The organism is Nonomuraea sp. 10N515B (assembly GCF_052245915.1).
Taxonomy (GTDB): Bacteria; Actinomycetota; Actinomycetes; order Streptosporangiales; family Streptosporangiaceae; genus Nonomuraea.
Window position 1 is genome coordinate 1 of sequence record NZ_JBQQBQ010000062.1, and the last position, 12190, is coordinate 12190.

The following is a 12190-nucleotide window of genomic DNA, read 5'->3' on the forward strand; positions in this document are numbered from 1 at the left end:
AAGGGCTACTCCACCGCTACATGCGGCACATGAACGGGCACATCGTGTCACCGTTTCGTCGCCAGCCGGAGCCCCCACCTCAGCCACAACCCCGATGCCTCGTCGGGCTGGGGCGAAGCCCCGTTAGTGCGTGTGCGAGCTGTTCGTGGTGACCGGCGGACCGGCGATCGCGGCGAGCCGCAGCTTGGTCTCGTCCTCGCTGCCGGGCACGGCAGTCATGATCACAATCTTGAGCTCGGAGTCACCGTCGGTCAGCACTCACAATCCACTGTGACGGGCCCCACCGAGGGATGCTCGATCGTTTTGTGGTCCTCGCGGTGCGCGGCCACCGTACCGCTCGCCCACAGCTCGGCGAATCGTTGGTTGCCCGCGCTGAGCACGCGGACCAGACCTGCCAGGCGTGCGTCATGGGGGAAGCGGCCGGTGGCGCGGCGGAGGTCGGACACCACCGCGGCGTCGGTGGCGTCCCTGTCCACTTCGGTCACCGGCCACCCTGCGAGGCGAGCAGGACCGGCATCGACCGGGAACCTGTCGCGGGCGAAATTGCGCAGCTGCGGGGCCGAGGAGGAGGGATCGCCCAGCAGCGCAGCCCAGCTGTGGTTCCACCAGATCAGCCGCCAATCCGCCGCGAACACGGCGACCGCGACGTCCCCGAGCCGGGAGAGCACACGGTGAACACCGGGTGGGATGTGATCGGAGACCGCGCCGTCCGCCGGCGGGATGAGGTGGGCCAGCCGGTAAAGATGATCCCGCTCGGCGGCCGACAGCTGCAGGGCGCGTGCCAAAGACGCCACCACCTGCGCCGAGGGGGTCGTGGCCCGCCCCTGCTCCAGGCGCACGATGTAGTCGACCGACACGCCGGCGAGTTCGGCGAGCTCCTCGCGGCGCAGCCCGGCCGCGCGGCGTGCCCGGCCCACCGGCAGCGCCGCGGCCGACGGGGGCAGCCGATCCCGCCACGTACGGATCATCGCACCCAGCCCGGCCCCGGGTGTCGTCGTCATGACGTCCATCCTCCCGCATCTTCGCTCATCAGAGGCGACGTGATGGTGGTACTGCTGCTCCTATGGCCAAGGCGTCCTGGTTCGGGTGTCACGGGTGGACGAACCATGAACGCGTGACAACGTCGACCTCGCCGGTGTAGGCGAGCGAGCCCACGCGGCTCGACGGCGAGGGCCGGTGGCCGAACACCCGGTCGATGATGCTGTTGAGTGCCGGTCCGAGCTCTCGGACGCGCCGGTCGGATTTCTCCATGGCCCTTGTTTGACTATACGAACCTGTGGATTGTTCACCCGGACACACCATGGCTCTTCGCCCTTTTTTCTGCCGAAACCAAGAAAGGCACCTTCACCGCCGGGCGTAAAACGCGAAATCAATCCACTCAATGCGCGAATCGTTCATCTGATGAATTCACATTCCGTCCAAAGTGATGGCGGGCCAGAGGTTTAAGCCCGGAGCCCGGGTATTCGGGAGCGCCGTGGGCATGCTGACCACCATGTGCCATTCCACCGACAGCAGGCCGCCAGCACCGCCGATCCAGGGCGAGGTGGCCTCACATGAGCAGATAGAGCTGACCGCCGCCGACGGCAATCGTTTCCTCACCTACCGGGCCGAGCCCGCCGAGTGGAACGGGCGCAGCGTGGTGATCATGCCTGACGTACGCGGATTGCATCCGTTCTACAGGGACCTGGCGGTGCGGTTCGCCGAGGCGGGGTTCCGTACGATCGCGATCGACTACTTCGGCCGTACGGCGGGCCTCGGCGAGCGCGGCGACGACTTCGACTACATGACCCACGTCAAGCAGCTGAGCAGCGACCAGGTCAGGGCGGACGTGCGGGCGGCCACCGAGGAACTGGACGGGCCGGTCTTCACGGTGGGCTTCTGCATGGGCGGCGCCCAGTCGTGGCGGCAGGCTTTCGAGGGCAACGGCCTGGCCGGCGGCATCGGCTTCTACGGCGCCCTCCGGGCGATCCAGGAGACTCCGACCGGTCCGGGCGCGCCCATCCTGCTGCTCAGGGGCGGGGCGGACACGGTGTCGACGCCGGCGGAGTTCGACGCGTTCACGGCCGCGCTGGACCGGGTCGGCACAGAGCACGAGACCCACATTTACGATGGCGCTCCGCATTCGTTCTTCGACCGCTCGTACGGCGAGTGGTCGGAGGCGTGCCAGGACGCCTGGCGCCAGATCCTGTCGTTCACCGAGCGCCACGCTCAGCCCAAGTAGGCGGCGCGGACAACCGGGTTCTCCCTGATCTCGGCCGGCGTGCCGGTGGCGATCACTTTGCCGAGGTCGAGCACGACGATCCGGTCGCAGGTGTCCATGACGAAGCCCATGTCATGCTCGACCAGCAGCACGGTCGTGTTCAGCGACCTGACGACCGCGCCCAGGCGGGTGGTCTGACCGGCGTCGAGTCCGGAGGTGGGCTCGTCGAGCAGGAGCAGCCTGGGCCGGTCGGCGAGGGCCCTGGCCAGCTCGACGAGCCGGCGCTGCCCGACCGGGAGCGCGGCGGCGTACGCGTCGCGCAGCCCGTCGAGTGCGCACAGCCGCAGCACCTCGCTCACGCGCTCGCGCCGCTCGCGCTCGTGCCGCCGCCGGCCCGGCCAGCCGATCAGGTCGGCGGCGAGCCCGCCACCGCCGCCGTGCCAGTCGAGCGCGGCCAGCACGTTGTCGGCGACGGTGAGCCGGCCGAACACCTGGGTGCGCTGGAACGTGCGGCGCAGCCCGGCTCTGGCCCGCTTGACCGGCGACATCCCGGTGACGTCCCGGCCCGCCACGCTGACCCGCCCCGCGCTCGGCCTGCGCAGCCCGGACACCACGTCGAAGAGCGTGGTCTTGCCCGCCCCGTTCGGCCCGATGACGCCGCAGACCTGCCCCGCGGCGACCTCGAACGACACCTGATCGAGCGCCCTGACCCCACCGAACGCCACCGACACACCGTCAACGGCCAGCATGGTCATCGCACCCCCAGGTAAGCGGCGGCCAGCCGTTCGCTGTCCACCTCGGAGCGGGGCCCGGCCCACGTGACCCTGCCCAGCTGCATGAACGCCACCCGGTCGGCGATGGCGAGGGCCTCCGTGGCCTTCTCCTCGACCAGCAGCAGCGCCACCCCGCGCTCGCGCAGCTCGGCGAACACCTCGAAGATCTGCCGCACCACCAGCGGCGCCAGCCCGAGCGACGGCTCGTCCGCGATCAGGACGCGGGGTGGCCGCACCAGCGCCGGGGCGAGGGTGAGCAGTTGCTGCTCGCCGCCGGACAGGGCGCCGGCGAGCACGCCGCGGCGCTCGGCCAGCTGGGGCAACCGGTCGTAGACCGGTTCGGGGTCGGGCAGCCAGGTCCGGAGGTTCTCCTCCACGGTGAGTCCCGGGAACACGCCGCGTCCTTCGGGGGCCAGCAGGATGCCGGCGCGGGCTCTGCGGTGGGCGGGCCAGGCGGTGACATCCTCACCTGCCAGCAGGATCCGGCCGGCGGCGATCGGCAGGTCGCCGGCGGCGGCCGCGCAGGTGGTGGACTTGCCCGCGCCGTTGGCGCCGAGCAGCGCCACGACCTCGCCGGGGCGTACGGCCAGATCCACGCCACGCAGCACGGTGCAGTCCTGGTAGCCGGCGACGACGCCGTCCAGCACGAGCAACGACCGCGCGCCATCGGCCGCCACCGGGACTGACGTCGCGCGATCGGCCACCGCTGAGACCACCGTCGCGCCATCGGCCGCCGCTGAGACCACCGTCGCACCGTCGGCCGCCGCTGAGACCACCGTCGCACCGTCGGCCGCCGCTGAGACCACTGCTTCCGTGCGAGGGCGGGCTGCGGTGGCCTTCGTACGGCGGCGGTGGCGGAGCTCGGCCATCTGGGCGAGCACCCCGTCGGGGTGCTTGGCGAGGATCATACCGCCGAGCCCGAACAGGATGGCCCCGACGTGCGCGGACAAGCCCCACGTGGACAGCAGCTCGGGCGTGACGACCGCGATGAGCCCGCCGAGCACCGCGCCCCCGATCCGGCGCACCCCCTGCAGCACCACCACGGCCAGCCACACGAAGCCGGCGAAGGCCGGCAGGTCGGTGGCGGTGATCGAGCCCTTCGCGACCGCGAACAACACCCCGCCGAGACCGGCGATCGCCGACGCCAGCACGAACAGCATGATCTTGGTACGCGGCGCGGACAACCCGGACGTCGTCGCGGCGGCCGGGGCCGACCGCACGGCCAGGATGGCCCGCCCGGACGCGGACCGCTCCAGGTTCCGCACCAGCAGCGCCACGAACCCGATCAGCACGAGCAGCACCACCACCAGCACCCGCGGGTCGGAGGTGTCGGCGAAGCCGAAGCCGAGCGCGGGCAGCGGCCACCCGATGGTCCCGTTGCTGAACGCGTCCACCTGGAACAACACCTGGTCGGCCAGCAGCGCCAGGGCCAGCGTGGCGAGCGTCAGCACCCGCCCGCCCAGCCGCAGCGCGGGCAGCGCCACCAGCATGCCGACGGCGGCCGCCGCCAGCACGCCCAGCAGGATCGCCACGAAGAACGGCAGCCCGGAGGAGAACGCCCATCCGCAGGTCAGCGCCGCCATCGAGGCGAAGGCCGCCTGCGCCAGGTTGACCATGCCGCCGATCCCGGTCACCACCACGAACGAGCAGAAGATCAGCGCCAGCACGAGCCCCTGCGCGGCGATCCCCACGTAGTACTCCGGCGCCAGGAAGGTGAAGCCCACCAGGATGACCAGGCTCACCGCCCAGGGCAGGCGCCGCCGCCACGGCGGCAGCCCGGCCAGGTGGTCGGGCGGCGGGGCGTCCTCGGCCGCGCTGCCCGCGACCCGCTCGCGTGACCTGTTCAGCAGCACGAGCCCGGCGAACAGCAGGATCACCGGCACAGCGGTACGCAGCCCAGTGACCTCCTCCAGGAAGTCGGTGTAGCCGGCGACCAGGTTCTGGACCACGCCGAGCGCCAGCCCGGCGGCGAACGTCCAGGGGATCGACCGCAGCCGCCCGAACACCGCGGCCGTGGCCGAGGCGAACAACAACACCGTGTACGCCGTCGCGTCCAGCCCCAGCACCGACACCGCCAGCACCCCGGCCAACCCCGCGAGCCCTGAGCCCAGCATCCAGGCCAGCGCCGAGGTGGCGTCGGCGTCGATGCCCCGCAGCGTGGCCAGGCGGCGGCGGTCGACCGAGGCCCGCATGCGCAGCCCGTACGGGGTGTGCCGCATGAACGCCCACAACCCGGCCGCGGCCACCGCCGAGAAGGCGAACGTGATGAGCTGATCGGTGTCCAGGCGCACGCTCTGTATGCCGAAGGGCACGTCGAACGCCACGGCCGGGTGCGGCCCGACGCCGCGTGGCAGCGAGGTCGCGTCCGCGGGCGGCAGCCCGGTCAGGTCCACGACCAGCAGGCCCAGCGCGGGCAGCGCGATCGTCAGCCCGATCGTGGCGACGATCTGCGCCGTCTCCCCCGCCTGGGCGAGCCCGCGGAACATGGACTTGTGCAGCACGTACCCGAGCGCGGGTGCGAACAGCACCACCGCTATCAGAGCCGACAACCAGGCGGGCAGCCCGGCGGCCGTGGTGAGCTCGTAGAACAGCAGGGCGGACAGGAAACCGAGCGCGCCGTGGGCGAAGTTGAACACCCCGGTCGCGGCGTACGAGAGCGTCAGGCCCGACCCCATGATCGCGAAGATGGCGCCGGTGACCAGGCCGCTGAGCACATAGCCAAGGATCATTTGAGCGGCACGTTGTCGAAGCACTTCATGCTCTTGGCCACCTGGAAGGCGCCGTTCTCCAGCTTGACCAGGGCGCCGCAGCCGTTCGGCTCGCTGTGATCCTTGGGATACTGGATCCTGCCGAAGCCGGCGTTCTCGTAGGCGTACGAGCCGTTGCCGGTGGCCAGGAACTTCTCCCTGGTCAGGTCCTTGCCGGTCTTGTCGAGCATGTCGAGGAAGATGTCGGCGGCCCAGTAGCCGATCGCCAGGTGCTGGGTGAGCACCGTGCCGGGGGCGACCTTCTCGACGTCCTGCTTGAGCTGCGCGATCTCCGGCGCGCTCGACTCGAAGGGCTCGAACATCGGCGCCGCGATCACGCCCTCCAGGGCCTGCGCGCTCGCCGGGTCCTTGAGGATGGCGGCGTCGTAGCTGGTGGCGTCCGTGAGCACGCCCTTGTAGCCGGCGCGTTTGAGCGCCGAGTACAGGCCGACGTTGAACTTGGTGCCGGCGATCACGGAGACCACGACGTCAGGCGCCTTGCCGCCGTTGGAGGTCATGATCTTGTTGACGTATGGAAGCCAGTCGGGTGGCGGGGCGGCGGCCGGGAGGCCGGAGTTCACGCCGACCAGTTTGAAGCCGGCCGCGGTGAACGACTGGGAGATCGTCGTGCCGCCGTACTTGCTGCCGCTGGAGTCGCTGGTCTGCACGTAGACGCTCTTTCCTTCGGCGCCGCCGAGCAGGTCGGCCATCTGGCGGCCCCACCAGGTCTGCGATCCGGCACCCTGCTTGGGCGCCAGGCAGCCGTTGTAGCCGAAGCCGGTCTTGGTGCCGCACCACTGCGGCCCCGTCGCCCAGCCGAACCACGGCACACCCTGCTGCTCCAGGAAGGCGGCGCCGCCGAAGTTGGGCGCGTGCACCGGGACCAGGGCGAACACCTGGTCCTTCTGCACGAGCTTCTTGGCCGCCGCGTCGCCCTTGGCCGCGTCCTGCCCATCGTCCTCGGCGCCGAGGAACTCGATCTTCCGTCCGTGCACACCGCCCTCGGCGTTGGCCCGCTCGAACCTGGCCTTGGCGCCGATCTCGGCGTCCTTGGTCGAGTATCCGCTGGCACTGGTCTTGGTCAGCACGCCGCCGACCTTGATCGTCGTGCCGGTCACGCCTGGCACGGCCGCACCCTCCTGCTGAGTCGCGGCCTTCTGCTGGGCCGCGCACCCGGTGACGAGCAGCGCCACCGTGAGCGCCGCCGCCCCACCCCGCCGTACGATCATGATTGCCTCGCGATTTGGCCTAGCGCTCGCTTGGTTTTCCGCCAAGCGTAAATTCGCCCAGAAAGGGCGTCAACGGGCTACCTAGCAATCGCTTGCTTACAATTCGGCACCGGGGTTACCGTGTGGCGCATGCTGATGCGCGCGGCGGTGCTGACCGGGTTCCACTCCCCCATGGAGATCCGCGAGCTGGAGATCGCCGATCCTGGACCCGGCGAGGTCCGCGTGCAGATCAAGGCGTCCGGTGTGTGCGGCTCCGATCTCAAGGCCATCGACGGCAAGAGCCCGGTGGTCAGCAGGCTGCCATTCATCCTCGGACACGAGAGCTCGGGCGTGGTGGAGAGCGTCGGCGCGGGCGTCACCTCCGTCACGCCCGGCGACCACGTCATCATCTCGATGAACGGTCCCTGCGGCCGCTGCCGCCCGTGCGGCGCCGGCCGCTTCCACCTCTGCTCGGGTCCCGCCCGCCTGCCCACCATCATGGGCGGCCTGCCCAGGATCACCCTCGACGGCCAGGAGACGCGGCGCTTCATCGGCATCGGCTCGTTCGCCGAGTACGCGGTCGTGAGCGAGGCCATGTGCGTGCGGCTGCGCAAGAGTGTGCCGTTTGCCGCCGGATGCCTGCTGGCCTGCGGCGTCGTGACAGGCGTCGGCGCCGTCTTGAACGTCGCCCAGGTCCCTCCCGGCGCCTCGGTCCTCGTCGTCGGCTGCGGCGGGGTGGGGCTCAACGTCATCCAGGGCGCGGTGCTCGCGGGCGCGACCACGATCATCGCGGCCGACGTGGCCGAGCACAAACTCAAGCTGGCGCTGCAGTTCGGCGCCACCGCGACCCTGCTCGCCGGGGACCTGCCCAAGCAGGTGGCCGAGCTGGTGACGGGCGGCGTCGACTACGCCTTCGACGCGACGGGAGTGCCCGGCGTGCTGGCGCAGGCGTTCGCGGCGACCCAGCCGGGCGGCACCACGGTCATGGTCGGCAGCCCGCCGGCGGGACAGCCGCTGGAGCTGGACCCGGGCCTGCTGTTCGCCTCCCGCCGCCTCATGGGCACCCAGGGCGGCGACGCCGCGCCGCACCGCGACCTGCCCATGCTGGCCGGTCAATACCTGAGGGGCCGCCTGGACCTCGACGGCCTCATCTCCGAACGCCTCCCGCTCGACCAGATCAACGAGGCCGTCGCCCACGTCCGTCAGGGGACCGTCGCCCGCACCGTGATCACGTTCTGACGCTATCCTGCCGACATGTCCTATCCCGAGCCCCGATACCTGGCTGAAACCGGCGAGCACAGCGGCGTCTTCCATACGGCCAGCAGGCCGCCTGACCTGAAAATTGGCACTGGGACGCAGGTGCACTACCTCGGCACAGGCGGCTCGACCAACGGCGCGTTCGGCCTGTACCGGTGGGAGATGGGCCCGGCCCCGTCCGGCCCCGGTGCGCACTTCCACCGGACGATGACCGAGTCGTTCTACGTGCTGTCCGGCACCATCCGCCTCTTCAACGGCGACACGTGGGCCGATGGCAAGCCGGGTGACTTCCTTTTCGTGCCGGAGGGCGGCGTGCACGCCTTCCGCAACGAATCCGGGGAGCCCGCGTCGATGCTGATCCTCTTCACCCCGGGCGCGCCCCGTGAGGCCTATTTCGAGGAGCTCGCCGACATCGTGGCCACCGGCCGCCAGCTCACCCCTGAAGAGTGGACCGACGTGTACCTGCGTCACGACCAGTACATGGTGTGATCGCCCGCGCATAAGGTTCCTCCCGGATGGGCCCGCCAGGCATTATCGCCGCAACGCCTCCGCCTGCTGCGGCGGCAACGCCTCCATGTGATCGACGACCGGGCGCAGCAGCACGCACCACCAGAGCACCGGACCGGCCCTCCAGCAGCCCGCCGATGACCGCCTGCTCCGCCTGACGCCCGTACAACATGGCACTCCAAGAAGACGGTTGTCCCGAAATGTGACCAGTGTTGACGCAAAGGCGCTCACCCGCCCGCGGCCACGACGACGGGGAGGAGGAGGACTGACCGAGCCAATCGGGCTGGAATGGACGCGGTCAGGTGACGGATTGCGCCACCAAGGCCATGGCCTGCCGCATGGCGTTCCGTACCTCGTCGGGTCCGTCGCCGCGCTGCAGCGCGGTCAGTGCAGATGCGCTGATCGCGCCCACCATCGCGCCGAGCAGGGCGGAGGCGGTGATCGTGTCGAGCCTGTCGGGGAATGCCCGTTGCAGCGCCTGGGCCAGTTCGGTCTGTGCGGCGAGGTATCGCTGCAGCAGCCGGGCCTGCAGCGCCGGCACTGAGGCCGTCAGCCGTGCCCGAAGTGCCGCGAGTCCGCTGGGGAGGTCGCTGACCCAGGTGTTGGCGATCATCAGGTCCATCGCCCGCACCAGCACGTCGGGCAGCCGTTCCTCGGGGCGGCGCTCGGCGATCGCCTGCAGCGCCAGGTCGACGCGCAGGTCGGCGTTGGCCAGGAGCGCGTCCTCCTTGGCCTGGAAATGGAGGAAGAAGGTGCGGGGCGACACCTCCGCGGCGTCGGCGATCTCAGCCACGGTCACGTGGTCGTAGCCCTTGTCCTCGAACAGGCGAACCGCCGCCTCGATCAGTGCCTGCCGGGTGCGCTGCTTCTTACGCTCCCGCAATCCCTGTTTCTCCACCACGCAGGGCAGTCTAGTTCATCTTCCGAATTAATACATATCATGAATCGCTACATAGACTGTAGCAACTGAAGGATGATCACATTTGGGAAGTCTGGGCGGACGCGTCGTCTTCATCAATCGTGTCCGCCCTTGAACTCGGCCGGTACGGCGTTCAGGTCAACTGCATCTCGCCCTCGACCGCCTACCTGGCCGGGGCGACCTGTCCGCTCACCAGCCAGATAGTGTCGGTGCGGGACGGAACGGTCGCGGTCAACCACGGTTGGTCCCTCGGCGACCACATCCACAAAGACGGGCTGTGGCCCTGCTGGACCGAATCTCCGGCGGCAGTTCAACTCGGTGATGTGGCGGTTTCGTACGGGCAGTCCGTACCGGCCCTAGACGCCCGCCCCGACGGGCTCCCGGCGCTCGGCGACCGGCTCGTCCTCCTCCTCGTGCCCCTCCACGGAGAGGTTCGGCAGGAGCCGGTCCAGCCAGCGCGGGCACCACCAGTTCCAGCGCCCGAGGATCACCATCGTGGCGGGCACCAGGAAACCGCGGATGATCGTGGCGTCCACCGCGATCGCCACCGCCAGCCCCACCCCGAACGTCTTCACCATGGCGTCCGGGTAGGCGATGAACGCCACGAACACGGCCACCATGATCAGCGCGGCGGAGGTGATCACCCTGCCCGTCGAGCCGAGCCCTTCCGCCACCGCCCGCGCGTTGTCCCCATGCCGCGCGTACGCCTGCCGCACCGCCGTCAGCAGGAACACCTCGTAGTCCATCGACAGCCCGAACAACACCGCGAACAGCAGCAGCGGCACATAACTCTCGACCGGCACCGAGAAGAAGATCGTCTGCAGGTAAGAGGAGTCCGCCGGCGTATCCATGCCCACCAGCCCGCTGCCGAGCCCGAAGGAGAACACCAGCGCCAGCGAACCGAACGCGGCCCCGAGTGAGACCAGGTTCATCACCGCGGACTTGATCGCGACGACCGGCGCGCGGAAGGCCAGCAGCAGGAGCAGGGCGCTGAGCAGCACCACCACGCCGATGACCAGCGGGGTGCGCTCGGCCATGCGATCGCCCGCGTCGGTGAGCCCGGCGACCTTCCCGCCGACGTGCACGTCGACGCCGGGCAGCGTGATGTCCCTGATGTCCCTGACGACGCCCGCGGCCCGGCTGTCGCTGGGGGCGTAGTCCGTGACGGTCTGCAGCAGGACCGCGCGGCCGGAGGTGTTGACCTTGGGGTCGGCCACGTGCGCGACCCCGTCGACGGCCTTCACCTCGCGGGCGATCTTCGCCACGAGCGGGTCCTTCGCGCTCTCGACCGTCGACGGCAGCTCGGCGACCACGATCAGCCCGCCGTTGGCGCCGGGGCCGAAGCCGGTGGCCATGAGCTCGTACGCGCGCCGGGAGTCCGAGCCCTGGGCGGCATACCCCTCGTCGAGCGGGCCCAGCTTGAGCCCGAGCGCCGGGGCCGCCAGCGCGCCCAGCACGGCGACGCTGGCCAGCAGCGTCCCCCACGGGCGGCGCGCCACCCACGACCCCAGCCCGGCCCAGCCGGTGCCGGAGGAGCCGCCGCCGCGCAGGAGCGGCACCTTGAGCGCGTTGACGCGGTGGCCGAGCAGCCCGAGCAGGGCCGGGACGAGCGTGATCGAGGTCAGCACGGCGGCGACGACGGAGATGCCGGTCACCCAGCCGAGCGTGGCCAGCAGCGGGAAACCGGCCAGCATGAGCGCGCTCAACGCGATGATCACGGTGCCGCCGGCGAAGACGACGGCGCCGCCCGAGCTCGCCACGGTACGCCGTACCGACTCCACGACCGGCACCCCTTGGGCCAGCAGGCGGCGATGGCGCGACAGCAGGAACAACGCGTAGTCGATGCCGACGCCGAGCCCGATCATGGTGGCCATGATCCCGGCCTGCTTGGGCATGTCCACGACCCAGCCGAGCAGCCCGATCACGCCGAGCCCCGACGCCACGCTGAGCAGCGCGGCGAAGATTGGGATCATCGCGGCCACCAGCGTCCCGAAGGCGAACACCAGCACCAGCAGCGCGCAGACCACGCCAATGATCTCGCTGGGCCCGGTCTTGATCTCCTTGTCCGCAGGGCTCGAGGCGTCGGCGGGCACCACCTCCATCCCGGCGGCCCTGGCCGGATCGGCGGCCTTCGACAGCGCCTGCGTGGTCTCGGAGAGCTTGTCCGGGTCGTGGCCCTCCATACGGATGGTGATGAGGCCGATCTGCAGGTTGGAGGCGATGCCGCCCCTGCGGAACGGCGTGTCCACCTGCACGACGTGGTCCATCGTCCGCAGGCGGTCGCTGGAGCGCTCCATCGCCTGCTTACGCTTTTCCTCGGTGAGGGGGCCGTCGGCGGAGTACACCAGCAGCTGGACCGTGCCACCCTGCGCGTAACCGGGGCCGAAGCCCTCCTTCATGAGGTCGTGCGCGCGCTGCGCGTCCGTGCCGGGGATGCTCGCGTCGTTGCTGGTGGGGCTGCTGAAGGCGAGGTTGGCGCCCATCAGCGCGGCGGCCGCGATCACCCATAACGCCAGCACGATCTTGCCGTGCCGCGCGCACCAGCCGCCCAGCCGTCCCAGCAACCGCGTCATCGCTCA

At 70.4% G+C, this 12190-nt stretch carries 10 protein-coding genes; 3 read left to right on the forward strand and 7 right to left on the reverse strand.

The genetic code is table 11. The annotated features are described in order from the left end of the window. Nucleotides 1-251: 251 nt before the first annotated feature. Nucleotides 252-1001, reverse strand: coding sequence for a helix-turn-helix domain-containing protein (locus ACTWQA_RS48190; RefSeq protein ID WP_443165567.1), 750 nt, complete (start codon nucleotides 999-1001; stop codon nucleotides 252-254). 88 nt (nucleotides 1002-1089) lie between these two features. Further along, nucleotides 1090-1251: a hypothetical protein gene (locus ACTWQA_RS48195; RefSeq protein ID WP_443165568.1), complete on the reverse strand. Its 162-nt coding sequence runs from the start codon at nucleotides 1249-1251 to the stop codon at nucleotides 1090-1092. A gap of 229 nt (nucleotides 1252-1480) precedes the next feature. On the opposite strand from ACTWQA_RS48195, the gene ACTWQA_RS48200 reads away from it, so the two are divergent. Next, a complete protein-coding gene (locus ACTWQA_RS48200) occupies nucleotides 1481-2221 on the forward strand; it encodes a dienelactone hydrolase family protein (protein WP_443165569.1) in 741 nt (246 codons plus the stop codon). Here ACTWQA_RS48200 and ACTWQA_RS48205 read toward each other — a convergent pair. Genes ACTWQA_RS48205 through ACTWQA_RS48215 form a run of 3 tightly spaced genes read right to left on the reverse strand, consistent with a single transcriptional unit; the run spans nucleotide 2209 to nucleotide 6949 of the window. Beyond that, nucleotides 2209-2949, reverse strand: coding sequence for an ABC transporter ATP-binding protein (locus ACTWQA_RS48205; protein ID WP_443165570.1), 741 nt, complete (start codon nucleotides 2947-2949; stop codon nucleotides 2209-2211). The two genes, ACTWQA_RS48200 and ACTWQA_RS48205, sit on opposite strands and share 13 nt — an antisense overlap. A gap of 2 nt (nucleotides 2950-2951) precedes the next feature. Then, nucleotides 2952-5702 carry an ABC transporter permease subunit gene (locus ACTWQA_RS48210; RefSeq protein WP_443165571.1) on the reverse strand — a complete coding sequence of 917 codons (2751 nt, stop codon included), beginning with the start codon at nucleotides 5700-5702 and terminating at the stop codon, nucleotides 2952-2954. After that, a complete protein-coding gene (locus tag ACTWQA_RS48215; protein ID WP_443165572.1) occupies nucleotides 5699-6949 on the reverse strand; it encodes an ABC transporter substrate-binding protein in 1251 nt (416 codons plus the stop codon). Before ACTWQA_RS48215 ends, ACTWQA_RS48210 begins: the two co-directional genes overlap by 4 nt. A gap of 129 nt (nucleotides 6950-7078) precedes the next feature. Here ACTWQA_RS48215 and ACTWQA_RS48220 point away from each other — a divergent pair, with 129 nt between their 5' ends. Further along, a complete protein-coding gene (locus ACTWQA_RS48220; RefSeq protein WP_443165573.1) occupies nucleotides 7079-8167 on the forward strand; it encodes an alcohol dehydrogenase catalytic domain-containing protein in 1089 nt (362 codons plus the stop codon). 15 nt (nucleotides 8168-8182) lie between these two features. Further along, nucleotides 8183-8674, forward strand: a complete 492-nt coding sequence (locus tag ACTWQA_RS48225) for a cupin domain-containing protein (protein ID WP_443165574.1) — start codon at nucleotides 8183-8185, stop codon at nucleotides 8672-8674. A 316-nt stretch (nucleotides 8675-8990) separates the two neighbouring features. On the opposite strand, the gene ACTWQA_RS48230 is transcribed toward ACTWQA_RS48225, so the two are convergent. Together ACTWQA_RS48230 and ACTWQA_RS48235 are read right to left on the reverse strand one after the other, a co-directional pair. After that, complete coding sequence (locus ACTWQA_RS48230; protein WP_443165575.1) at nucleotides 8991-9593, reverse strand: TetR/AcrR family transcriptional regulator; 603 nt, start codon at nucleotides 9591-9593, stop codon at nucleotides 8991-8993. A gap of 374 nt (nucleotides 9594-9967) precedes the next feature. After that, nucleotides 9968-12184, reverse strand: coding sequence for an MMPL family transporter (locus ACTWQA_RS48235; protein WP_443165576.1), 2217 nt, complete (start codon nucleotides 12182-12184; stop codon nucleotides 9968-9970). Nucleotides 12185-12190: the final 6 nt, after the last annotated feature.